This is a genomic window from Streptomyces albofaciens JCM 4342 (assembly GCF_008634025.1).
GTDB lineage: Bacteria > Actinomycetota > Actinomycetes > Streptomycetales > Streptomycetaceae > Streptomyces > Streptomyces albofaciens.
Window position 1 is genome coordinate 494,052 of record NZ_PDCM01000002.1, and the last position, 22,298, is coordinate 516,349.

Genomic DNA, 22,298 nt, shown 5'->3' on the forward strand with positions numbered 1-22,298 from the left:
ATCGAGGGCCCAGCATCGTCTGCGCACCCGGCGAGGTTGTCCGACGAGGTTGTCCGACGAGGTTGTGATCAGAGCCGACAGTTGCTTCGCTACGACCGGACTGCCTCCACAACAACACACCGGCAACATCACTAGCAGGCGAGTTGGCGTCGGTCAGCTTTCCGTGAGGTCGAGGTCGAAGGGGGCGGGCGGACGGCCCGCCCAGATCCGGCGCGAGGTGTGCTCGGGATAGGGAACGGTCTGCGATTCGGCGGCCAGGATGCGCGTGAGCTGTTGGTCGGGGTGGTAGGCGGGCCATCCGGGGTCACCGGTGGTGACGAACCGGACCCATGCCTGCCGGAGTTCCCGGGAGACCGCGACGGCCTCGGGAGGCGGCTGGTCGCCGAAGAGCTGCTTGCCGATGGGGCTGTCCATCGTGCCGAACGCCAGGGGCACGTCGAGACTGTGACAGGCACCCAGGCTGCCTCCCAGCGCCGGGGAGGCGAGACCCAGCTCGAACAGGTACGAGCTGCCGCCGGCTGTGGCGTTCGCCTCGGCCAGCAGCAGCGACGGCATCCGGAAGGTGGCGTCGGAGAACACTGTTTCCAGCAGTTCTTCCGGGGTGGCGCGCGGGTGGGCGGCGCGGTAGGCGTCCGGGCCGCCCGGTGCCGGGGCGAGCAGGTCCAAGGCGGTGCGGGCGTCCTCGTCGGTGAACGTGCCCCGCCGCCCGGTCATGACGCTGAACAGCCGGAATTCGTCGCGCATATGGCCGGCGAGGAGTTCGATGCCGCTCGCACGGCCACTGGACAAGGCGGTCCAGGGTGTTTCGCCCAGGACTTCGCCGTCGACCACGGGGCACACGGCGATGCCGACGTGGGCGAGCCGTCCCCAGCTCTGCTGGTGGCGGGGGAGGTCGGCGCCCAGGGCGGTGACCTCGTCGGCCAGGCGTTGCGGGGCGATGTCGCCGAAGGCCTCGGCGGTGGGCGCGGTGCCGAGCCGGTCCGCGAGCGCGGCGGCGACCTGTCGGGCAAGCGCGGGGGTGCAGTGGAAGCCCGGCACCGAATGGGTGATGGCCCGGCGGAACAGAGGGCGCGCCGGCTTCATCGTCAGCAAGGCGGCGACCGATCCCGCCCCGGCGGACTGTCCGGCAACGGTGACCAGGTCAGGGTCTCCTCCGAAGCGGGCGATGTTGCGCTGTACCCAGTGCAGCGCCGCGATCTGGTCGAGGAAGCCACGGTTGGGCGGGGCGCCGTCGAGCAGGGCGAAGCCCTCCGCGCCCACCCGGTAGTTGACGCTGACCACGACGAGACCGGCCTCGGCCAGTGCCGTCGGGTCGTACATCGGGTCGCTGGAGTCCGCCGTCATGTAGCCGCCGCCGGGAAACCACACCAGCACCGGCAGCCCCGCCGCTGACGGGTCCGGGGTACAGACGTTGAGCGTCAGCCAGTCGGTGCCTTTCGCCGAGGGTGCGCGCACCGGCACGGACTGCGGTCCCAGGGGCCCGAACCGAGCCGCCTGCCGTGTCCCCTCCCAGGGCCGGGGCGGGGCCGGTGCGGCGAACCGGAGCCGGCCCACGGGCGGCTGGGCATACGGGATGCCGCGGAAGGCCACCTGCCCGCCGCGCCGGCGGCCCTCCACCACGCCCTCCGTCGTACGCACTCTTGGCTGCTCAGACATGCTGCTGCCCCTCCCCGGCCGGCCGGTCGGCCGGTCGTCACGTCGAAGGGCCCCAGCGTTATCGGCCAACTGTATTATGTCAACTGTATGGCAACGCGGGCGGACCGCGGGCACCGAGACGACCAGCTACAGAGAGGCCGACCATGCCGAAGCAGGTGGACCACCGTGAACGCCGCGAGACGATCGCCCGGGCGCTGTGGCGTGTGGTCGAGCGGCGCGGCGCGATACACCTGACGATGCGCGAGGTCGCACAGGAGGCCGGCCTCTCCCACGGGGCGGTACAGCACTACTTCGCCTCCCGCGAGGCGATGCTGACCTTCGCGATGGACTTCGCGGCCGAACAGACCGCACTGCGCGTCGGCCGGGGCGTACAGGAACTCGGCGACCGGCCGCACCCCCGCGCCGTGCTCCGGCTGATGCTCACCGAAATGCTCCCTTTGCATGCCGACGCCCGTGCGACCAGCCGGATGAGCGCGGCCTATGTCCTGGAGGCGCTGCACGACGAGAGCGTTCACGCACGGGCGCGCGACGGGATGCTCCAGGGGCGCGCCACCGTGGAGCGGCTGGTCCGCCAGGCCATCGCCGACGGGCACATCAGCCCCGACCGCGACCCGGCCACCGAGACCAACCTGCTTCTCGCCCTGACCGGCTTCACTCCCCTGCTCGAACTGAACGTGCTCGACCCCCAAGAGGTCCTCACCGCCGTCGACCGCTACCTGGACCGGCTGTTCACGCAAGAAGAGCATCGCCCGGGGACGAAACGGGGAACCGGTACGACAAACCGCCTTCCCGAACCCGGCACCGCCGCTGCACCGGACAGAAACTGATCCGCAGAGGCTGCGCGAACACGTCGTTGACCTGCCGGGCGGCGGGCATCCTGGCCGCATTCGCCGGGGAATCGCGCGAAAGGCACGGCCCTGGCGGCAGGGCTATGGCAGGGGCTATGGCAGGCGCTATGCCTTGAGGTGGCCGCTCATCCACTCCAGGGCGGCGGGTATCTCCCGGCGCCAGGTGTTGAAGCTGTGGCCACCGCTGTCGAGGATGATCGACGCGATGCGGCCAGGGGACTTGGTCTGCTGGATGAACTTCAGCGTGTCCCGGTAATTCGGCTCGCCCTGCTTGCTGGAGGTGACGAGGAGGTTCACCGGCGCAGCGGGAAGGTGTTTCTGCCGCCACAGCAGGTTGTTCTCCCGCTCCAGCTGCTTGTCGCCGCCGAACAGGTCGCCGGTCTTGGCGTCGCGGGGGGCTTTGTAATCGGCGGAAAGGGCCACGCCGGTGGAGAACGCCTTCGGGTGGCGCATGGGCATCTTCAGGGCGCAGTAGCCGCCCGTGGAGTCCCCTATGACGCCCCAGTTCCTGGCCTCGGTGCCCACCCGGTAGTGGCCGGCTATGTCGTGGCGTACGTCGTCGGTGAAGAAGGCCTCGGTCTGCGGGCCCTTCGGGACGTCCACACACTCCGTGTCGCGGCCCGGCACGACGGCCGGGCTCATCATCACCAGTATGGTCGGCTGCATCTTGTTCTTGCGGACCAGGTCGTGCTGGGTCTGCGGAAAGTGCAGCTTTTTGTAGAGGTTCTGCGCGATGCCCGGGTAGCCGGTCAGCACCACGGAGGCCGGGAACCGCTTGTTCGCGTACTTGGCCTGGAAGTATTCCGGCGGCAGATACACGAACGCCGGGCTGTTGATCTTGGATTTCTCGCCCTTGAGCACGACCTTCTCGATCCGGCCGGCGGCCTGGGGCCGGGAACCGCCGGGCAGACCCGATTGCTCACTGCCGAGCACCTTCACCTTGGCGCCGTTCGGACCGGTGCTCACGACATCCTGCTTCTCGCCGAGCAGTTCCCCCCAGGAGCCGAAGAAGAGGTGCGCATTGTTCGCGAGAAGACCGACCACCGCGAAAATCGACAACTGGGTCGCCAGCAGCAGGCCGACACGGCCGACGACCGCGCGCCAGTTGCGCTTGGACAGGCGAGGCCACAGCCAGATGGTCAGGGCGAAGAGCCCTACCGCGAAAAGGACGGCCAGGAGCAGCACGTTCTTACTGGTGAGACCCATGTGGCGCTTTCTTACGGGCGGCCGGTCAGCCGGGCCGCGGGCGCCGCCCCGGGCTCTGGTACACCGTCGTACAGGGCACAGCAGTCCGGAGATCGCGACGCACACACGCACGTTCTCCCGACCGGGGCGACGGGGAAACAACGTCTGACAAGCTAGATGACGAAAAGTCCGGGACGGTTGTGTGGCCTCCGCCACTCCGGTCACGCGGCCCCGCCCGGAAACGGTCCCGCCATGGGTGGCGATCGTGGTGCTTACGTCCCTGGGCTGCGGTTTCGATGCCGTCGGTCTGTAGGTAGTACGTATAGCCGCTACGGATTCCGTTGGGTGTCCTGGGGCCGTTCCGGCTCCCAGACCTAGAGGTCGATGCCGTACAACGATGCCGCGTTGGCCGAGGTGAACTGTCGCCGTTCCGCGTCTGATGTGAAGTGGGCCAGGAAGGAATCGATGTCCCCTCCGGTCGGCCGCTGGAAAGGGTAATCGGTTGAGAAAATCAAACGGTCCACGGAGGTGACGGAGAGGGCATGCCGCAGAAGTGCCGGGTTCAGCATGCCGGAGGCGGTGAAGTGGAAGTTCGATCGGATGCAGTCCTTTACCGAGCGCTGCAAACCGGCGGTGCGGGAAAGGCTGTCGGCCCGGTCCAGCCAGAACAGCAGCATCTCTCCCCAGTGACCGAGCACGATCTGGAGCTCGGGGTGACGGTCGAACGTTCCCCGCAGGATCAGCCGCAGTGCCGCTGTCGCGGCGTCCAGGTGCCACCCCCACCCGTAGGTGGCGAGGGCGAGATCGGTCATGGAGCCGAACCCGCGATAAGAGGCGTCACGGATGGCCGCAGAGGGCATTTGGGGGTGGATGAAGACCGGCTGACCGAGTTGCGACGCGACGCAGAAGAAGTCGTCGTAGGCGGGATCGTCGAGGAACAGGTCTCCTGATCTGCCGTACACCATGGCACCTACGTGTCCCGTGCCCGCGGCTCTTTCGAGTTCGCCCGCAGCGTCCTTCGGCGACGACAGGGGCAGCGTGGCCAGCGAGCGAAAGCGGTCCGGATGCCGGGCGACGGCCGCTGCGGCCATGTCGTTCGCGGCCCGGCTCAGCGGCAAAGCCTCATTGGGCGGTAGCGGCTGCGTTCCCGGCGGGGTCAGGGCGAGGATCGACACAGCAATGCCCTGGGCATCCATGGCTGCCGTGCGGCCGTCCCCCAGGTCCTCCAAACGGTGCTGATGGTCACCCGTCTCATTGAAGAGCAGGCTTTCGTCGGGGTGCCGCATGGCACGAAGGGCGGACGTCAAGTCCGGCATGATCCAGTGTGTTTCGATATCGAAGAGAGGCATGAGAGGGGATATGAGTCCTCGTCTGTGCGGTCTTTCGGGCGACGGCGACCGATTCCTCGACGCGGTCGGAAACGCGGTGAACAGGCGCCGGTCGCGACGCGAGGTGAGCGGTCGAGTGGCAGCCAGGGGGTGCGAGGAGGCCGGAGGGAGGGTTCGGGTGACGGCCCGCTGGTCCCCGCGGATCGGCCGGAGAGTTCGAGTGATGGCCCACCGGTAGGTCCCTGCGGGCCGGCCGGAGGATTCGAATGGTGGCCCACCGGTAGGTCCCTGCGGGTCGGCCGGAGGATTCGAATGGTGGCCCACCGGTAGGTCCCTGCGGGCCGTCCGGAGGGTTCGAATGGTGGCCCACCGGTGCGTTCTCGCGGGCCGGTGGTGGGGTTCACCAGGGCACGGTCCGGCCCCAGCGGTCCAGATACTCCAAGCCGGGCGTGCCCAGCTTGGACAGCAGGACATCCACCAACAGCGGGACGCTCTCTTCAACGGTGTACGGTGCGTCCGGCCCTCCGAGCGCGGTACGAATCCAACCCGGGGCGAGGAGGACGAAGCCGCGCTGTGTCTCGGCCTGCCTGACCGCGAAGCTGCGCATGAACATGTTCAGCGCCGCTTTGCTTCCGCGGTAGACCTCGCGGCCCGCGGTCGTGTTGTTCGTCATGCTGCCTTGTCCGGACGACATCACGCCGATGAGCCCGGTGGGAGAGACGAGGTCTTCGAGCGCTTCGATGGCGCGCATGGGGCTCAGGGCATTGGTGACCATCACCTCGATGAAATCGTCTGTCGGAACCGCGCCGATCGGGACCGGCTCGTTGTTCGTGGTGCCCGCGTTGACGAAGAGGAGGTCGAGCCGGCGTTGCGCGAGGCGTTCGCGCAGGGGTGCCAGTTGTCCGGGCTCGTTGATGTCGAGGTGCTCGATGGTGATGCGTCCGTCAGCCCGGCCCGCGAGATCGTGCAGGGGTGTGTGAGCGGCGGTGTCGCGGACCGTGCCGAGGACGTTCCAGCCCCGGTCCAGGAATTCGGCCGCCATCGCACAGCCGAGACCGCGTGAAGCCCCGATGATGAGAGCGGTCGGCGTGTTCTGACCTATATCAGTCGATGACATCCGGCGTCATCTCCGTTCCTTACGTGCTTTACGCGCTTTACATGCCTTACGTGGTGAGCTTTTCGTGTGTCACCGAGACCTGAAGGCGCCGTCGGCCGGTGGCACTGATATGGCGGCTCTGCGCCATGCGTGATCAGTGTGTCCACCGGGCCGGCGCTGGATCGAGCCGAAGGGGCGGATTTGTAGGATTCCTCGTATGACAGGCGCAGCTACGTCGGAATCCCCCGCTCTCCAGCCAGATGATGTGCGCATCATTCGCGCGCTGCAGATCGCTCCGCGGGCTTCTTTCGTCTCGATGGCGGTCGCGCTGGGCCTCACCGAAAGCGCCGTCAACCGCCGGTACCGGCGCCTGCGCGCCGACGGCGTCATCCGCGTCGCCGGCATGCTCAATCCGGGGGCGCTGGGACAGAGCCGGTGGCTGGTGCGGCTTCGCTGCCGTCCCGGCAGCGCCGCAGCGATCGCCGACGCGCTCGCCAAGCGCGACGATGTCAATTGGGTCGCCCTGAGTGCGGCGGGTTGCGAAATCACCTGCGCGACCCAGTCACGGACACGCGAGCAGCGCGAGAATCTGCTCGGCCAACGGCTTCCGCGCACTGCGGCGGTGCTCGACATCAACGCCTTCGCGATGTTGCGTCAGTTCGTAGGCGGCCGCGGCCATTACTGGACCGCCCTGCACGGCGTGTTGTCCCCGGAACAGGAAGCCATGCTCGGGAGCGACGGTTCCCCTTTCGCCGAGGTCCCCGTGGTCACTCGCGATCCCGTGCACCTCACCGACGAGGACGAGCGGATTCTCGACGCCCTCGCCACAGACGGCCGCGCCAGCTTCGTCGACCTCGCCGCAGCGGCGGACTCCACCCCGGGACGCGTGTCACGCCGCCTTGACGCCTTGCTCCGGCGCCGCGTCGTTCACATCGATGTCGAGATCGCCGCGGCCGCTTTGGGATATCACGCCAGGGCGAATCTGTGGCTGCGCGTGCATCCGTCGGCGGTGAAGACGGTCGGACGCACCCTCGCGCAGGAACCCGAAATCGCTTTCGCCGCGGCCGTCTCCGGGCCCTACAACATTCACGCCGTCGCGCACTGCCGGGACCTCGACGAGCTATTCGAGTTCACGTCCGATCGCATCGGCTCCATGGCAGGCCTGCAGAGCATGGAGGTCTCGCCTGTACTCCAGCACGTCAAGCAGGCCGGCACGCTGCTGTCCGGCGATCGCCTCGTCGATCCGTCGCGCAGGAGAGCGTGATGCCTCCTCCCTGCCCCGGCGCGCCTCCGATCCGTACGTCGGGTGGCCCCGTACGCGGGGCCCGGTTGACCGGGCAGGCCGCGCATCGGGGCGACCGGCCTACCTGTCGACCGGCTTACCTCTCGCCCGGCATACCTCTCGCCCGGCGGAGAAGGGGTCCTGAGGGCGTACCTACGTCCGCCCGGGATTTACGTCGCTTCGAGCAGGGAAGGCTGAGGGGCCGACCACTGCTGTGGCCCGTGTCCGTCACGCGTTTCCGCAGGTCGCGGAACTGTCGCAGTTGCATGAGTACGTGTACGGGTTCCCAGAGCAGCCGGTCCAGGGGCCGGGTGAGCAGCCGGGGCCCGTACCCGTACCGGTACCCGTACCACCGGCGGCGAGAACGGAGCGTGAGTGCACCGCGGCGTCCGCCTGCCGACCACCACTCCCGCGGGCGAGACGGCCTGGCGGGCAGGTACGGGGCCAAGCCCGTCGGAGGGCGCTGTCAGCCGGTCAGGGCCGCGAGGGTGGCTTCGAGATCGGTGGTCCTGGGCCGGTTGTGCGGCAGTTTGGCGAGTGCCCTGGCCATGCCGCAGGTGTCGGTGAGAGCGGAGAAGACCAGGCCGCCGGCGATACCCGCGGACAGCCGACGGGCGGCGGGCCAGCGCCGGCCGGCCAGCAGTCCGGTCAGGATGAGGGAGCCGGCGGCGAGGCGGACCTGGCGTTCCATGGCCCACACGGCGCGCGTGCCGTCGGCGCGCTGGACGGCGTGGCCGAGCTGCTGCCAGGCGGTGGTGCCGCCGGTCAGACTGGCGGCGGTGATGCCGTGCTCGGCCAGGCGTTCCCTGGCCTGGGCGGAACGGGTGCCGGAGGCGCACACGAGGAGCAGGTCACCGCGGCCGGCGGCGGTCTTCAGGGCGGGCACGGCCGCGTCGAGACGGTCCAGGGGGATGTTGTGGGCGCCGGGCAGATGGCCGGAGGCGTACTCGCCCGGGGTGCGGACGTCGACGACGGTCAGCTCGTGGAGGCGGGCGTGCGCCTGGGCGGCGGTGAGGGAAGCGGTGACTGCCACGGGGGATTTTCCTTTGCTGTTCATGGGTTGCCCCTTCGGTAGGGTAGCGATACCCGCAGGGGTATTCGTGAAGGAGTGTGGGCTGTGGAACTCTCGATGGCGGCCGAGGAGCTGAAAGCGGTGGTCAACCGGCTGCGCAGGGCGCAGGGCCAGATCGCCGGTGTGATCAGGATGATCGAGGAGGGACGGGACTGCGAGGACGTGGTCACGCAGCTGGCGGCCGCTTCCCGGGCCCTGGACAAGGCAGGCTTCGCGATCATCGCCACCGGTCTGCAGCACTGCCTGACCGATGCGGACACGGCCGCCCCGGAGGACCGGGAGGAGATGCGCGCCCGTCTGGAGAAACTGTTCCTGTCGCTGGCCTGATCTCCCGCCGCCGGCCTGATCCAGAGTACGGGGAACGGGGCTCGCGGGGTCAGGGGGTGAGGGCGTCGACGAGCATCCAGGCGGCGACGGCCAGCAGTACGGCTGCGAACACGCGCCGCAAGAGGGTGCCGGAGACCTTGGCCGCCAGGCGTTTGCCGTCCCACGCGCCGAGGATCGCGGCCCCCGTGAAAGGGGCGATCACCGGCCAGTCGGCGCCCGCCGTGGTGGCGCCGCGGGTGGCGAGCGAGGCGAGCGAGTTCACCGAGATGACCAGCAGGCTGGTGCCGACGGCGGCCTGCATCTCGAATGCCAGCACCGTGACCAGGGCGGGGACGACGAGGAAGCCCCCGCCGACTCCGAGCAGTCCGGTCAGCGCCCCCAGCCCCGCGCCGGTGCCCGCGGCCGCAGCCGGGCGCACGGTCGGCGGGTGGCCGGTGCTCGGCCGCCCGGGGCGCAGCATACGTACGGCGGCGAGGGCGGCGACGACGGCGAACGCGGTGGTCAGGATCGGTTGCGGCAGGCGGGAAGCGGCGGCGCCGGCCGCGGCGGCGGGCAGGATTCCGGCCGCGGCGAACAGGGCGCCGGCCTTCCAGCGCACATGGCCGGTACGGGCGTGGGCGCACAGCGCGGTGAACGAGGTGGCGGTGACGATGATCAGGCTGGCGGTGGTGGCGGCGGCCGGGGTGAACCCGAGCAGATAGATCAGCGCGGGCACCGCCAGGACGCTGCCGCCTCCACCGAGCGCACCGAGCGCGAGCCCGACCACGGCCCCGGCAGCCAGGGCCAGTATCAGCGCGCTCATGCCACGCCACCGCTGTTGTCGCTGTTGTCACTGTTGTCGCTGTCGTAGTTGCCGCCGGTACCGCCGGTGCCGCCACTGTCGTAGCTGCCGTAGTGGCCGTAGTGGCCGTAGTGGCCGTAGTGGCCGTAGTGGCCGTAGTGGCTGCCCGCGACGGGCAGGTCCTCGCGGGCCCAGGCGGTCAAACCTCCGATGCCGCACCTGCCGTCCACGCCTCGGCCGGTCAGCATCTCACCGGCCCGCCGGGAGCGGTCCCCCGAGCGGCAGAACACGGTCACCGGCCTGCCGCGCGCGGCCTCGGGCAGCAAAGCTCCGGCAGCCAGGCGGTTGAGCGGGAGGCGCAGCACGCCGGGCGCGTGCCCGGCCTGCCCTTCCCATTCCGGCGCTTCGCGCACATCCGGCAGAACGGCCTGCCCGTCGCCGACTCTCCGGTGGGCTTGGTGCGGGGCCGGGCGGCCGGGGCCGCGGCGCAACAGCGGAAACATGGTTCGATCACTCCGTGCGGTGGTGCGGGTAACGCGTTCAGGCGGTGCCGTCGGGCGTGGTGAGGGTGAGACCCGCGGCAGCGGCGGCGTCGAAGCCGTCGTCGACGGCGACCACGTCGCGTCCGGCGGCGTCGAGCAGGGAAGCGGCGATCGCCGCCCGCATTCCGCCGGCGCAGTGCACCCACACCGTCCCGTCCGGCACCTCCCCGACGCGGCCGGGCAGCTCGTGGACGGGAATGTGGACCGAGCCGTCGACATACCCGCGCGCACGCTCGGAATCGCGCCGTACGTCCAGGACCACCACCCGTTCGCCGCGCTCCCGTACCCCGGTGAGGTCGGCGAACCGGGCGCGGGGGAAGGAGGCGAGCCGTTCGCCCGCGCGGACCCAGCCGGACGGGTCGCCGGTGGCGGCGGCAGCCGGGCGGTCGATGCCCACCCGGACCAGTTCCCGCTGCGCATCGGCGATCTGCTCGGGCGACTCGGCCAGCAGCGTGACGGGTTTGCCCCACGGGATCAGCCAGGCCAGGTACGTGGCGAGTTTGCCCTCGCCCTCGAAATTGAACGATCCGGCCACGTGCCCCTGGGCGAAGGCGACCCGGTTGCGCAGGTCCACCACCCACTCCCCCGCGGCCAGCCGGGCCGCGATCTCCTCGGCGTCGGCCGGGCGGGGCGGGGTGAGGTCGACGGGGACGGGGCCCGCGGCGTTGGCCGGTCCCATGTGCGCGTAGTAGGCGGGCACGTCGTCCAGACCGGCGAGCAGTTCGGCGACGAAGGTGTCCACGTCCTTGGTCAGGGCGTCGTTGACCTTGCGCTCCTGACCGATCGTGGTCGCGTCCCCCTCCGCCTGGGACGAGGAGCAGAAGCTGCCGAAGCCGTGCGTGGGCAGCACCGGCACCTCGTCGTCCAGCTCATCGGCCAGGCGGTGGGCCGAGGCGTACTGGGCACGGGCCAGCTGCTCGGTCAGCCGTGGCTCGACCAGGTCCGGCCGGCCGACGGTGCCGATCAGCAGGGACCCGCCGGTGAACGCCGCGATCCCCCGGCCGTCCTCCTCCAGGACGTAGGAGGTGTGGTGCGGCGTGTGACCGGGAGTGGCCATCGCCCGCAGCACCAGGCCCTCGTCCACTTCGAACACGTCGCCGTCGGCGACCGGGGTACGGGCGAAGGCGACCGACGCCCCGGCCGGCACCAGGTAGCGGGCCCCGGTCACGCGGGCCAGCTCCAGGCCGCCGGTGACGTAGTCGTTGTGCAGGTGCGTCTCCGCCACCAGGGCGATACGCACCCCGCGCCGCGCCGCCGCGGTGATGACCTGATCGATATCGCGGGGCGGATCCACCACCAGCGCGGTACGGACTCCGCCGGCCAGGTAGCTGCGGTTGCCCAGGCCCTCGAATTCCAAGGTGTCGACGAAGAACACGACTACAACTCCTCATGAACGGTGTACCCCGGGGGGTATCGACATCACCATAACCCCATGTACCCCCGGGGGTATTCCAGGGGGTGAGGGCGCTCTCTCGACGGAGAGCGGCCGCCCTCGACCGGGTACCCAGAGGGGTATAGGGAAAGCCCGCCATTCCGCGCCGGCCAGGAGCCGGCCGCGCCCTACGACCGCACCGTCCACCACGGCACCGACTTCGACATCACCGCCACTGCTGTCCGCAAGGCCTGTCCGACCAAGGCTTCGGCATCCTCCTGCTCTGCAACGTCGTCGTCCGGCGCGCCGGCGACCGGCCAGCCGCCCGTCACGGCTTTCATCTACGGCCCCGAGAACAGCGTGTGTTCCTGCCGCCAGGGGGATACAGGCCGAGTTTGAGCGTCGGGGGTCAAGCCGCGCAGCATCAGCGGGCCGCCGCGGATGGAACCTCGGCGGCGAAACCCGCCACGGCCCGGGCCCGTACGCCCGCGATCCGGCCCGCGAGAGCGCACTAGTCGCACAACTCGCCCCATATACAGCCGTTTGGCCGTCCAGCATGCCGCGCAGGGCATCCAGTGCCCTGCGCGGCGCATCGGCTTCATTCAAAGCGCTGGCGGACAGGGAGTGGCGCTTCATCCAGTCGAGGGCTCTGCGCCACTCATCTTCTTGCGCACGATGTAGCTGAGCGATTCCTCGCGGTCGGCCACCGAGACCTCCAAGACCAGGCCGAAGGAATCCAAGCGCCCACCGGCCGCATCGGGTCGTTCCCGGTCTTGTTGCAAGCGCCGGTCGGCGGGAATGATTCGGTGCGGCTGGCGGGGAATGATTCGGTGCGGCCAGCGCGGAAGAACCCGGTGCGGCCGTCAGTCCTTCTCGATTCAGCCACTTTCCGTGGTTCACGACTCCCCCGGCAACCTAATGCCTTCCACCGGCAACCTCTGGCAAGGGCACCCCGTACCGGAATCAACAGACCAGAGGAGAGGCGACGTGACACAAGACACGTACGACCCCGTGAGCGGCGAGCGGAAGCCGCCGAGCCGGAGAACCGTCCTGGCGGTGGTGGGGGCCCTGCCGGTCCTCACGGCCACGACCACGGCCACAACCACAACCACGGCCACGGCCGCGGCATCGGCCAGGGGAACCTCGTGGTCCTCGGGGACCGCGGCCGCCACCACGGTGGTCGTCGATCCCTCGGCGCGGCGGCAGACGATCCGAGGGTTCGGCGGCATGACGCACACAGCCTGGATCGGCGACCTGACAGCCGCCCAACGGGACACGGCGTTCGGCACCGGGGAGGGCCGGCTCGGCTTGTCCGTCCTGAGAATTCCCGTTCCGGAGAACCGGGCGGACTGGAGCCGTGACATGGCGACGGTGAAGCGCGCGGCCGAGCTGGGAGCGACCGTGTTCGCGTCACCGTGGAATCCGCCCGCCCACATGGTCGAGACCTTCGTCCACGGCGGTCAGACCAACGCGAGGCGTCTCAGGCACGACATGTACGGCGCTTATGCCCGGCATCTGAACGATTTCAACGGTTTTGTGCGCAACAACGGAGTCAACCTGTACGGCATATCCGTGCAGAACGAGCCCGATTACGCGCACGACTGGACGTGGTGGACCCCCGGCGAAATGGTCCGGTTCCTGCGGGAGAACGCCGGCTCTATCGGCACCCGGGTCATCGCGCCCGAATCCTTCAACTACACGAAGAACACGTCGGACCCGATCCTCAACGACCCCGCTGCGCTCGCCAACGTGGACATCGTCGCCACCCATCTCTACGGCACGCCGTTCAGGAACTTCCCCTACCCCCTCTTCAAGAAGAAGGGCGCAGGCAAGGAACTCTGGATGACCGAGGTCTACTATCCGGACAGCACCAGTTCGGCGGATCTCTGGCCGCAGGCCCTCGACGTGGCCGAGCACCTCCACCACGCCATGGTGGACGCCGAATTCCAGGCATACGTCTGGTGGTACATCCGCCGCGGTTACGGCCTCCTGCGGGAGGACGGCCGCCTCAGCAAGCGAGGCGCCTGCATGGCGCAGTTCGCCAGGTTCGTCCGTCCGGGGTACGTACGGATCGAGGCGACGGCAGCCCCGGCGCCGAACGTCTACGTCTCGGCGTACCGGGGCGGCAGTTCCCTCGTTGTCGTCGCCACCAACAAGTCGGCGTCTGCGGTGAGCCAACAGTTCACCCTGAAGAACGGCACCGCGTCCCGCGTCTCGTCCTGGCTGACCGACGCGAGCCGGAACGTCGCTCTCCAGGGCACCACCGGCTTGTCGAACGGCTCTTTCACCGTCACGCTTCCCGCTCGAAGTGTGACGACCTTCGTCACGGCATAATCGGGAGCCCAGGCGTGAATTCGGCCGTCACAGCCAGCATTGCGACAGGTCAGACACCACTATGAGCGCCGTACCACCAAAGGGCCGTATCCCGATAGCGGTGGCTTGACAGCCGACGCCGCCGGCCACGGCCGACCAATCGCGACCGCCTCGACCGAGGTGCCGCCAAGGCCTTTGCACGGGCTTCACCGAGACCGACTACGCCCGCCTGCTGGGTATCGCACACCGAAAGCTCGGCGGCCCACCGTTCTGTTCGGGACGACTTGTACACACGCGGCTGCCAGGGCATGCATGATCTGATCGCCGCATGGAGCCGGTGGATTGGCACCACTCACCGCCCGGGCAGCCGTTCGGGCACTCCGGATCGGCCACGACTTGCGGTCGTTCTCAGAAAGAGTCGCGTCGGGCTTTCAGCGGGTGATCGAGATGGCGAAGGGCGCGAATCCGCTGGATCGGATCACGTGCGGTACGAAGAGGATCGCGGCCTCGGCGGCCCGCGCGGTCTCGATCCCGCCGAGGTCCGTGATCCATTCCTGCTGCCAGCCGAGGTCGGCGAGGAGCCCGCGTACGGCCTGTTTGGCCTCCGGTTCCTCGCCGGAGAGGAAAGCGGTCGGTGTCTGGGTGAGCGCGGCGGGCGCGGTCATCACCGTGTAGAGCATCGTGTTGAGCGTCTTGACGACGCGCGTGTCGGGGAGTGCTTCTTGCAGTTGCTCCGCGAGGCTTGAGCCGGGGTAGAGCAGGTCGGCCGGCAGTCCGTCCGGTCCGTCGACGGTGGCGTTGGAGACGTCCACGAGAATCCTGCCGCGCAGTTCCGCGCGCAGCGCGGTGAGCCGCTCCAGCGATCCGGCGCCCGGGGTGGCGTTGATGACGATCTGCGCTGTCCGGGTGGCTTCGGCGGCAGAGCCCGGTGAGCGGTCCGCCACGGTCACCTCGTGTCCGGCCTCGGTGAGGGCCAGGGCGAGGCTGCCGCCGACGCGGCCGTTTCCGAGAACGGCGATCGTGGTCATGGTGGTGTGATCCTTCCGGCGTTGGTGGTTGTGGTGGGAGTCAGCGGGAGAGCGTGGTGACGGCTTCGGTGTGCACGCCGGGCGCGGCGGCCAGGAAGCTCTCGCTCCGCGGGGTCCAGGGGCGGCCCTCTGCGTCGGTTATCCGCCCACCGGCCTCGGCGACGAGCAGCGCCCCGGGAAGCAGGTCCGCGCGGGCCCCGGCGAACTGCCAGAAGGCGTCGATCCGGCCGGCGGCCACGTGCAGGAGGTGCAGGGTGGCGGGCACGGAGGTGCGCACCACGAGCGCGTCGAAGAGCATCGCGGTGATCGAGGAGCCGATGCGCCGCACGACCTTCTCGTCCTCGTCCGGCCTGGCCTGGCTCGTGGCCACGAGGCTCAGGCCGAGGTCCGTGGTCCGGGACACGTGCAGCGGGCGGCCGTCGAGCCGGGCTCCGGCGCCGGCGCGTGCGGTGTAGGTCTCACCGGTCAGCGGCAGGTGAACCGCGGTGAGCACCGGTTGGCTGTCGCGCACGAGAGTGGCGGTCACCGCCCACTCCGGCAGGGCGTGCAGGTGGTTGACGTTGCCTTCGGCCGGATCCAGGACCCACCATTCGCCGGGTGGCAAGGCGCCGCCCGCGAGTTCGTCCTCGACAAAGCGGGCGTCCGGGCGCAGGAGGGCGAGGCGGGGGCGCAGGACGTCGAGGGCCGCGTCGTCGTTCGCGGCGAGCGCGCGCATCAGTTCTTCGCGGGACCGGTAGCGGACCACGTCGCCGAACCGTTCCCGCAGCACCGAAGCCGCCGCGCGCACGGCGATCGCGGTCTGCGTGAGCAGGTCGGCGTCGGTCGTGGAGCCGGTGATTGCAGCGATTCCGGTGGAATGGATCGGCTCGGGCATGGCGGTGCTCCCAACTGGCAGGGGGGATGTGGCGGAGGCGGAACAGGCGAGAACCGTGCTTCTTTCGCGCTCGCAACGAAGGTAGGAGGGCCGGTCATTAACAGCAAGTGCATGTATTGCACGACTAGGATGAGTCACATGCAATTGGATTTGAACCTGCTCGCCGCGCTCGATGCGCTCCTGGAGGAAGGCAGCGTGGCCGGAGCCGCTGAGCGCCTGCACGTCACCGCCCCCGCGATGAGTCGAAGCCTCGGCCGGATCCGGCGCTCGACGGGAGATCAGATCCTGGTGCGCACCGGGCGCACGATGACCCCGACGCCGTACGCGATCGCCGTCCGGGAGCAGGTGCACGAGCTGCTGCAGCAGGTCCAGGGCGTGCTGGCACCGAGCCGCGAACTCGACCTCACGACACTCGAACGCACCTTCACGCTCCGCTGGCACGATTCACTCGTCGCCCGCAGCGGCCCCGCGCTTCTCGCGGCCGTACGCGAGCAGGCGCCGGGCGTGCGTTTGCGTTTCATCGCTGAATCGAGCGTCGACACCCCCGAGTTGCGTCGCGGCGAGGTCGACCTGGAGGCGAACGCGAACCGCCCGACCGCACCCGACATCAGCGCCGATCGGGTGGCCGAGACCCAGCACGTCATCGTCGTACGGCAGGGCCACCCGTTCACCCGGGGCGAGGCTGTCACCGCCGCGCGGTACGCCGCGGCCGAACACATCACCGTCTCGCGGCGCGGAAAGCTCGGCAACGCCCTCGACGACGCTCTCGCGCGGCTCGGCCTCACCCGAAGGGTCGTGGCAACCGTGCCCACCGAGGGCGCCGCGTTCGAGTTCGTGCGCGACTCCGACCTCCTCGTCACAGCCCCCGAAGCGACGACGCGCGCACCGGCCACGGCCCTCGGCCTGGCCCTGCTCCCCCTGCCGTTCGAACTGCCGTCGGCCGCGGTGTACCTGTCATGGCATCAGCGCTATGACACCGACCCCGCACACGTCTGGCTGCGCGATCTGGCGCGAACCGCGTTGGCGCCCCCGACGTAACCTCTACCGCCGAAGATGTCCGCCCCCGGAAAAGGGCGCCAAGCGGTCCGGGGTCAGGGCCCCGCGGCGGTCGGCTTGCCCCCCGGACGGCGACAGGGCCCCGGGCTACCACCAGCCCGGGGCCCCGTGAACGCGGCTCGTCGGCGTCAGCTGCCCAGTTCCTTGCGGTCACCGCCGCCGCTGATGGCGATCTTGCGCGGCTTGGCCTGCTCGGTGACCGGGACGCGCAGCTTCAGCACGCCCGCCTCATAGGAGGCTTCGATCTTCTGGGTGTCGAGGGTCTCGCCGAGGAATAGCTGCCGGCTGAACATCCCCACGGGCCGCTCGGTGATCACCGTCTCGGTGTTCTCGCCGTACGTCGGCTTGCGTTCGGCCTTCACGGTCAGGACGTTCCGCTCGACATCGAGATCGATGGACTCCGGGTCCACACCCGGCAGGTCCAGCTCCACGAAGAAGCCGTCTCCCTCACGCCAGGCGTCCAGCGGCATGCCGGCCGGATGCGCGGCCGTGCCCCGGACACGCTCGACGAGCCGGTCGAGCTCACGGAAGGGATCCGTACGCATCAGCATGTCCCGTCCCTCCTTCGACAGCGTCATTCCCGCGTAGTTCGGGTCTTCTTCTTATGTACATCGCGGGCCGGAAAGTTGACAAGCCCAGGCTCAATTTTTTGCCACCCTCCTGCCCTGCCGCAGCCTGGACGCATCGCCTCCCGGGCCCAGCAGCAAAGAGGCGACCGGAAGGCCGCAGGAGACGCCGCAGCCGAAGGCCGGGCACCACTCCGACCAGCACACACCCCCAGGAACAGGGCGATGAGCACCGCGCCGGCATCCGGGCACAGCCGCAACAGCGCAGCCGCCGCCACATGCCAAATTGAGTTCTTCGCTATCAACTTGCTCTAGTCGTGACTTGTCAGAGTTGCTGCGGTGCGTTATATGAGTAAGCAGCTGGGACAAGCGGCTGTCTCAAGGTGTCAAGCCCCGCCCGCGCGACAGCTGCGAGATCAGAAAAACGGAGGGAGAAAGAGGAATGCTTGCGCGCAACGGCGCCCTGGACGGTCTCGACCGGCTGGTGCACCAGCTCGCACACACCGCCGCGACCTCGGCGGGCGCCGTCATCCCGGCGGATGCCTGGCGCGACGACGACGCGCTCTACGTACAGTTCGACCTGCCGGGCATGGACCGCTCCAGCATCGAACTGACCACGGAGCAGAATGTACTGACCCTCCGTGCGCAACGCCCCTCGCCGGTCCCGGCCGACGCCCGGGCCGTGCTCACCGAACGCCCCACCGGACCGTTCTCCCGGCGCCTGTCCCTGCCCGACGCCCTGGACACCGCAGCCGCCGAAGCGGCCTACGACAACGGCGTGCTCACCTTGCGCATCCCGCTGGCCGCGCACGCCAAACCCCGCAAGATCACCGTCTCCGGCGGTACACCCAAGCAGCTCACGGCCTGAGAAGCCGCCCATCCCGCCCCACCGAAGGAGGTTGAACCGTGAGCGCCCTGCTGTGGCTGCTCATCCCGCTGACCACCGGCATCGCCGCCAGCACCTGGGCCTGGAACGCCGGACGCCACCACCCCGGCCCGCCCGACCGCGACATCTTCGAAGACCTCGACCACCACCAGCGGCTGCGGACCGCCCTCGGCAACCACTGACCACCACCGCCGCCGCCATCGTCCCTGCCCGGCCCTGTCGCCACACGGCGAACAGACCTCTACGGGCGCGACTCGCTGACGGAAGTAGTGGGTCCGCCGGGCGGGGGCGGCGCCGGGCAGATGATCGCGAGCCACGTCAGCAATCAGCTTCGTGGCGGCGAGAGGACCGTGTCCCGGTGGGCCGGCTGCCGACGCTCGCACCGCCCCGTTACGAGCGCGAGGCCGAGCACGTCTCGTCCTCACCGGCTTCCGTCGGATCGCCGGTTACTGCCGCCGTTCCCCGCGGTGTACGGCATCGGCACGCGTGACCCGTGTGAGTGAATTGCTTGCCGGTCGGCTGTCCGCGGCCAACGGTTTGCCGTCTCCTGGGGCGAGGCGCTCGCGTGCCTGGATGACGCCTCAGCCCCGGACTTCGGGCTTCGGGCTTCGGGCTTCGGGCCCATTCGTTGGCCCGGAAGCTCCCCTTGGGCATCGCGCGCCGTGTCGCTACGAGGCTGGAGGAACGCATGGACACAGCAGTGGTCGCGGTCGATGTCCAGGCGGGGGACGTGCTGTGCTCCGCGCTGGATCCGGGCGACTCCACGACGCTGACCAGGGCAACGCCTGCTGCGCTGGCCGCGGGCACGATGGTCACCGGGGTCGCGGCCACCGCGGCCGCGGCCGGCACGAAAGTGAGTTATTACCGGCAGCCCGAGGTCATGCCTGCCCGGACCGCCGGTCTCGGTACCGGGCAGCCGTCCGCCGTGGTCGTCGATGCGCAGGGCCGGTGCGCGCGCCAGTTACCGGTGGCCGAAGGCGCCTTCGTCGTCGGCGAGTGCGACGCGCAGGGAAACGTGACCGTGGTGCCGAAGCACGACTTCGCGAACGTCCTCGACTTCGGTGCCAAGGGCGACGACCAGAGCGACGACTGGGACGCCATCACCCGTGCCATGCGCTCCCTGCACCCGCTGCGGCCCGGCGTGGTCTATTTCCCGGCGGGTTACTACCGCATCCGCCGCCCGCTGGTCGTCGGCCGCGAGCAGGGGAAGATCGAGCTGGTCGGCGAGAGCGAGCACACCACCACCATCAGGCTCTTCGGCGCGCACGGTCCGGCGCTGTGCGTCTCGCCGAAGTCGCTCGGCCACCTGCCCACGTCGGACGCCCTGCTCACCGGGGCGGGCAAGGCCGGCAGCCTCAGCGCGACGAACAGGAGCACCGTCAACCTCCGCGACAGCCCGGCGCTCGACATGGACGGCGCGGCGTCGTTCTCGGTCTCCTGCACGGTGCGCCCCGAGGCACTGCCGGGCGGAGGCGGAGAGCCGGTCATTTCCAGTTCCGGCCGCCGGCTGAACAGCGAAGCGGCCACCTGTGCTTTCGGAATCTTCCTCGGTGGCACGACCGGGCAGGTCACCGTCACCGCCACGGCCCGGCTCGACGGCGTGGACCACGTCGTCTCCCATCCCGGCAGCTTCCCGGTCGGGCGGACGCTCCACCTTTCCCTGGTCTGGGACGGCACCCACCTCGACCTCTACGCCGGTCCCCCCGGGACGGTACTGACACCCGCGGAGCCGCGGGAGGGGCAGCGTCCCCCGGCCGGCGCAAAGCTGACCCAGCCCGTCGAAGAAGGCGTCTACCTCGGTGTCAGAAGCCGGCAGCGCTGGCCCGAGTACCTGGATTTCACGCGTCCGTTCACCGGGCGCATCGACTCCGTCCGGATCAGCGACTTCGTGATCGACCGGGACGCCGGTACGCGTACGCTCACCGCGCCCACCGCGAAGTTCCCCTCCGACTCCGCCGCCAACGTCAGGCCCGACCCCGCCCACCCGGACCAACGGCTGGTCACCCGGATACTGATCAACTTCGACCGTGACGTCGACGCCTTCACCGTCGGGTCGACCTGGATCCGACGGGCTCCGGACCCCGACCCCGTCTACCTGATGTACCAGTGGGGCGGGCCGCCGGTCGCGGCCGCGATCACCACGGTCCGGCGGCTGGAGTTCCAGTGCCCGTCGGGCGCGGGAATCCATGGCCAGCTCTCGAACAGCTCGGTGTTCCGCGACATCCGCGTCACCGCCGCACGCGACGGGATGAGGCTGCGGAACAACTCGTACCTCTGCGAGGTCGAGCATCTCTTCATCAGCGCCACCCGGCTCGGCCTGGCTCTGGGCGGCAGCGGGCTGGCCAGGGTCAACCGGTTGCAGACCGTCGGAACCCAGTACGACTTCGTGGCGACCGACGTCGTCGGCGTCACGGCCCGTGACTGGTACATCGGCGGCCACCGCTCCGTCGTGCCGCTCCTGCTGACCACGGCGGCACCGTACGGGACCTTCCACGGCATCGGAATCGCCATCAGCTCGGAGGCGACGCAGGAGCACCCCGAGACGTGGCAGTCCGCGGTGGCCACCTCCGATCTGCACCATCTCGTGCTGGAAAGTTCGGTACTGGAAACCAGCTTCCTGAAGCAGACCGACTGCCCACCGGTGCTCATCGACAACTCCCTGCTCTTGGTCGCGCAGGAACCGCCCAAGCCCCCGCTGGAGATCCCCACCGCGTCGACATTCGTGAACTGCGAGTTCCGCCCCAGCGCGAGTACCCGCGCGAACATCGTGTTCGCCGGCAGGCGGGGGCCGGCACCGGTCCGGATCATCGGCAGCACCACGAATCCCGCGAAACCCTGGACACTCCCCCAGGACGAGAACAGGGTGTCCCACCTCGGTGGCTGTGTATCCACGACCGACCTCGGCCAGACACAGTGGCACGGCGGGCGGGACTGGGTGTTCGCCCTCGACACCGCGACGGGGCGGGTCGGGGCCCGCGAGCGGGAGGCGCAGGGCTGCGGCGTCGCGGCATCGAATCCCCTCAGCCTGGCCGCGGTGCCCCTGGCCGCCGGGGCGAGCCGCTACCGGGCCGAGGTCATGGCGACCGACCCGACGGGCCGGGCCGCGACGTGGGTCGTCGAACAGGGCCTGAGCGCCATCGGCGGTACGGTCACCGCCTGGGCGCCCGAGAGTCGTGTGCTCGACTCCTTCGGATCCGCCGAGGGCTCGGTACCGGCCGGGTGGGACCCGCCACAGATCGTTTCGTCGGACGGGAGCGCCGTGGTGAAGTGCTCGCCGCCGCGAGGGCTGACGCTGGCCTTCACGGTCAAGCTCCGGGTGCTCGAAGGGCTGGCCCCCTCCTGACCGGCCGACTGCCCACGGCTCAGCGGCGGCCGTCCTGCTCTGCCCCCTGAGCCGTGGGGTCACCTCCGACGAGTCCTCACGCCGGGCCCGACGGACGGTCTGCACTTCGCCCGTCCCCCTTGCCGCGGTCACGGAAATCCGGTCTCACCCCCACGGCAACCTTTTGTCCGCCGACGGCAACCTTCCCGGGCAGGCGTTCATCGACATCCAGGGCGGTTGAGCACGTACATGACTGCATCCAACGACGGGGAGCGCCGCGCACGGCACGCAAGGCGCGACGCCGACGTTCGCGAGGGGATGTCGGTGGCTGCCCCGCAAAGTGGCGGGCCCGGTCAGCGACGGGCCGTTCCGGGAGGCCTGCGGGGAACCGGCGCGACGTCCACCGCACCAGGGCAGATCCGCATCCCGGAGTCACGGCCCGCCGCCCCTCCGCGGCAACTGTCCCGGGCTCGAAGCGGACGAGCCCGTCACCTTCTCTTATCCATCGCCCGCGTGAACCACGCTGTGGTCCGGCGCACTTGATAGTTGCGGCACCGACGTGCTGCGGCTCCGGAAGAGCGGCGCCCGTTCCCGGCCGGTACCCGCCTGCCGATCCTCCGTATGCCGTCGCGCGGGCCGACGAGGGCGGGGGCGGCTTTGTGATGCGCTTCGTCGGCAATGCCCTGTTCCCCTGCGGCGCATGACTCCGTTGGACGACTGATGGGAAAAGACAGATGGCGCGTCGGCCGGCCGGCGTCGCGCTC

At 69.7% G+C, this 22,298-nt stretch carries 20 protein-coding genes and 1 pseudogene; 9 read left to right on the plus strand and 12 right to left on the minus strand.

Features of this window, described 5'->3' with window-relative positions; translation table 11 throughout:
* Window positions 1–153: 153 nt before the first annotated feature.
* Window positions 154–1,656 (minus strand): carboxylesterase/lipase family protein, encoded by a 1,503-nt coding sequence (locus CP973_RS22970; protein ID WP_150244472.1) that lies wholly within the window; start codon window positions 1,654–1,656, stop codon window positions 154–156.
* A 143-nt stretch (window positions 1,657–1,799) separates the two neighbouring features.
* Here CP973_RS22970 and CP973_RS22975 point away from each other — a divergent pair, with 143 nt between their 5' ends.
* The gene (locus tag CP973_RS22975) at window positions 1,800–2,483 is read left to right on the plus strand and encodes a TetR/AcrR family transcriptional regulator (RefSeq protein WP_150244475.1); all 684 of its coding nucleotides are present in this window, start codon (window positions 1,800–1,802) and stop codon (window positions 2,481–2,483) included.
* Between the two features lie 126 nt (window positions 2,484–2,609).
* On the opposite strand, the gene CP973_RS22980 is transcribed toward CP973_RS22975, so the two are convergent.
* The 3 genes from CP973_RS22980 to CP973_RS22990 form a co-directional block, all read right to left on the minus strand.
* On the minus strand, window positions 2,610–3,710 hold the full coding sequence (locus tag CP973_RS22980) for an alpha/beta hydrolase (RefSeq protein WP_150244477.1): 1,101 nt from the start codon (window positions 3,708–3,710) through the stop codon (window positions 2,610–2,612).
* A gap of 353 nt (window positions 3,711–4,063) precedes the next feature.
* On the minus strand, window positions 4,064–5,038 hold the full coding sequence (locus CP973_RS22985; RefSeq protein WP_150244481.1) for an amidohydrolase family protein: 975 nt from the start codon (window positions 5,036–5,038) through the stop codon (window positions 4,064–4,066).
* A gap of 379 nt (window positions 5,039–5,417) precedes the next feature.
* Window positions 5,418–6,134, minus strand: a complete 717-nt coding sequence (locus CP973_RS22990) for an SDR family NAD(P)-dependent oxidoreductase (protein WP_150244484.1) — start codon at window positions 6,132–6,134, stop codon at window positions 5,418–5,420.
* Between the two features lie 196 nt (window positions 6,135–6,330).
* Between CP973_RS22990 and CP973_RS22995 the strand changes: the two genes are divergently transcribed.
* Complete coding sequence (locus CP973_RS22995) at window positions 6,331–7,377, plus strand: Lrp/AsnC family transcriptional regulator (RefSeq protein WP_150244487.1); 1,047 nt, start codon at window positions 6,331–6,333, stop codon at window positions 7,375–7,377.
* Window positions 7,378–7,861: 484 nt separating this feature from the next.
* On the opposite strand, the gene CP973_RS23000 is transcribed toward CP973_RS22995, so the two are convergent.
* Window positions 7,862–8,428, minus strand: coding sequence for a rhodanese-like domain-containing protein (locus CP973_RS23000; RefSeq protein ID WP_150244490.1), 567 nt, complete (start codon window positions 8,426–8,428; stop codon window positions 7,862–7,864).
* 84 nt (window positions 8,429–8,512) lie between these two features.
* Here CP973_RS23000 and CP973_RS23005 point away from each other — a divergent pair, with 84 nt between their 5' ends.
* Window positions 8,513–8,794 (plus strand): metal-sensitive transcriptional regulator, encoded by a 282-nt coding sequence (locus CP973_RS23005; protein WP_150244493.1) that lies wholly within the window; start codon window positions 8,513–8,515, stop codon window positions 8,792–8,794.
* A gap of 49 nt (window positions 8,795–8,843) precedes the next feature.
* On the opposite strand, the gene CP973_RS23010 is transcribed toward CP973_RS23005, so the two are convergent.
* The 4 genes from CP973_RS23010 to CP973_RS40155 all read right to left on the minus strand — a co-directional run bounded on the left by CP973_RS23010 (window position 8,844) and on the right by CP973_RS40155 (window position 11,830).
* On the minus strand, window positions 8,844–9,596 hold the full coding sequence (locus CP973_RS23010) for a sulfite exporter TauE/SafE family protein (RefSeq protein ID WP_150244496.1): 753 nt from the start codon (window positions 9,594–9,596) through the stop codon (window positions 8,844–8,846).
* Complete coding sequence (locus CP973_RS23015) at window positions 9,593–10,078, minus strand: rhodanese-like domain-containing protein (protein WP_150244498.1); 486 nt, start codon at window positions 10,076–10,078, stop codon at window positions 9,593–9,595. The genes CP973_RS23010 and CP973_RS23015 overlap by 4 nt, the downstream gene beginning before the upstream one ends.
* A gap of 37 nt (window positions 10,079–10,115) precedes the next feature.
* Window positions 10,116–11,492 (minus strand): MBL fold metallo-hydrolase, encoded by a 1,377-nt coding sequence (locus CP973_RS23020; RefSeq protein ID WP_150244501.1) that lies wholly within the window; start codon window positions 11,490–11,492, stop codon window positions 10,116–10,118.
* Window positions 11,493–11,677: 185 nt separating this feature from the next.
* Complete coding sequence (locus CP973_RS40155) at window positions 11,678–11,830, minus strand: hypothetical protein (protein WP_167538493.1); 153 nt, start codon at window positions 11,828–11,830, stop codon at window positions 11,678–11,680.
* Window positions 11,831–12,545: 715 nt separating this feature from the next.
* Here CP973_RS40155 and xynC point away from each other — a divergent pair.
* A complete protein-coding gene (xynC, locus tag CP973_RS23025; RefSeq protein ID WP_280119027.1) occupies window positions 12,546–13,823 on the plus strand; it encodes a glucuronoarabinoxylan endo-1,4-beta-xylanase XynC in 1,278 nt (425 codons plus the stop codon).
* Between the two features lie 119 nt (window positions 13,824–13,942).
* Window positions 13,943–14,067, plus strand: a pseudogene (locus tag CP973_RS41840) (IS630 family transposase); the annotation flags it as partial.
* A gap of 166 nt (window positions 14,068–14,233) precedes the next feature.
* Here the strand turns inward: CP973_RS41840 and CP973_RS23030 are convergent.
* Complete coding sequence (locus tag CP973_RS23030) at window positions 14,234–14,830, minus strand: NADPH-dependent F420 reductase (RefSeq protein WP_150244507.1); 597 nt, start codon at window positions 14,828–14,830, stop codon at window positions 14,234–14,236.
* A gap of 40 nt (window positions 14,831–14,870) precedes the next feature.
* Entirely contained in the window at window positions 14,871–15,704 is an 834-nt protein-coding gene (locus tag CP973_RS23035; RefSeq protein ID WP_150244510.1) for an inositol monophosphatase family protein, read from the minus strand.
* Between the two features lie 138 nt (window positions 15,705–15,842).
* On the opposite strand from CP973_RS23035, the gene CP973_RS23040 reads away from it, so the two are divergent.
* Window positions 15,843–16,742 carry a LysR family transcriptional regulator gene (locus CP973_RS23040; RefSeq protein WP_150250102.1) on the plus strand — a complete coding sequence of 300 codons (900 nt, stop codon included), beginning with the start codon at window positions 15,843–15,845 and terminating at the stop codon, window positions 16,740–16,742.
* Window positions 16,743–16,888: 146 nt separating this feature from the next.
* Here the strand turns inward: CP973_RS23040 and CP973_RS23045 are convergent, their stop codons facing one another.
* On the minus strand, window positions 16,889–17,311 hold the full coding sequence (locus tag CP973_RS23045; protein WP_150244513.1) for an Hsp20/alpha crystallin family protein: 423 nt from the start codon (window positions 17,309–17,311) through the stop codon (window positions 16,889–16,891).
* A 457-nt stretch (window positions 17,312–17,768) separates the two neighbouring features.
* Here CP973_RS23045 and CP973_RS23050 point away from each other — a divergent pair, with 457 nt between their 5' ends.
* The 3 genes from CP973_RS23050 to CP973_RS23055 all read left to right on the plus strand — a co-directional run bounded on the left by CP973_RS23050 (window position 17,769) and on the right by CP973_RS23055 (window position 21,555).
* Window positions 17,769–18,194 (plus strand): Hsp20/alpha crystallin family protein, encoded by a 426-nt coding sequence (locus CP973_RS23050; RefSeq protein ID WP_150244516.1) that lies wholly within the window; start codon window positions 17,769–17,771, stop codon window positions 18,192–18,194.
* 38 nt (window positions 18,195–18,232) lie between these two features.
* The gene (locus CP973_RS40160; RefSeq protein WP_167538470.1) at window positions 18,233–18,394 is read left to right on the plus strand and encodes a hypothetical protein; all 162 of its coding nucleotides are present in this window, start codon (window positions 18,233–18,235) and stop codon (window positions 18,392–18,394) included.
* 506 nt (window positions 18,395–18,900) lie between these two features.
* Window positions 18,901–21,555: a glycosyl hydrolase family 28-related protein gene (locus tag CP973_RS23055; protein ID WP_150244519.1), complete on the plus strand. Its 2,655-nt coding sequence runs from the start codon at window positions 18,901–18,903 to the stop codon at window positions 21,553–21,555.
* Window positions 21,556–22,298 lie beyond the last annotated feature (743 nt).

Excerpts from the sequence above, each read along its gene's own strand:
- CP973_RS22970 (WP_150244472.1), bottom strand. The coding sequence starts at position 1,656 with ATGTCTGAGCAGCCAAGAGTGCGTACGACGGAGGGCGTGGTGGAGGGC.
- CP973_RS22975 (WP_150244475.1), top strand. The coding sequence starts at position 1,800 with ATGCCGAAGCAGGTGGACCACCGTGAACGCCGCGAGACGATCGCCCGG.
- CP973_RS22980 (WP_150244477.1), bottom strand. The coding sequence starts at position 3,710 with ATGGGTCTCACCAGTAAGAACGTGCTGCTCCTGGCCGTCCTTTTCGCG.
- CP973_RS22985 (WP_150244481.1), bottom strand. The coding sequence starts at position 5,038 with ATGCCTCTCTTCGATATCGAAACACACTGGATCATGCCGGACTTGACG.
- CP973_RS22990 (WP_150244484.1), bottom strand. The coding sequence starts at position 6,134 with ATGTCATCGACTGATATAGGTCAGAACACGCCGACCGCTCTCATCATC.
- CP973_RS22995 (WP_150244487.1), top strand. The coding sequence starts at position 6,331 with ATGACAGGCGCAGCTACGTCGGAATCCCCCGCTCTCCAGCCAGATGAT.
- CP973_RS23010 (WP_150244496.1), bottom strand. The coding sequence starts at position 9,596 with ATGAGCGCGCTGATACTGGCCCTGGCTGCCGGGGCCGTGGTCGGGCTC.
- CP973_RS23015 (WP_150244498.1), bottom strand. The coding sequence starts at position 10,078 with ATGTTTCCGCTGTTGCGCCGCGGCCCCGGCCGCCCGGCCCCGCACCAA.
- CP973_RS40155 (WP_167538493.1), bottom strand. The coding sequence starts at position 11,830 with ATGAAAGCCGTGACGGGCGGCTGGCCGGTCGCCGGCGCGCCGGACGAC.
- CP973_RS23030 (WP_150244507.1), bottom strand. The coding sequence starts at position 14,830 with ATGACCACGATCGCCGTTCTCGGAAACGGCCGCGTCGGCGGCAGCCTC.
- CP973_RS23035 (WP_150244510.1), bottom strand. The coding sequence starts at position 15,704 with ATGCCCGAGCCGATCCATTCCACCGGAATCGCTGCAATCACCGGCTCC.
- CP973_RS23040 (WP_150250102.1), top strand. The coding sequence starts at position 15,843 with ATGCAATTGGATTTGAACCTGCTCGCCGCGCTCGATGCGCTCCTGGAG.
- CP973_RS23045 (WP_150244513.1), bottom strand. The coding sequence starts at position 17,311 with ATGCTGATGCGTACGGATCCCTTCCGTGAGCTCGACCGGCTCGTCGAG.
- CP973_RS23050 (WP_150244516.1), top strand. The coding sequence starts at position 17,769 with ATGCTTGCGCGCAACGGCGCCCTGGACGGTCTCGACCGGCTGGTGCAC.
- CP973_RS23055 (WP_150244519.1), top strand. The coding sequence starts at position 18,901 with ATGGACACAGCAGTGGTCGCGGTCGATGTCCAGGCGGGGGACGTGCTG.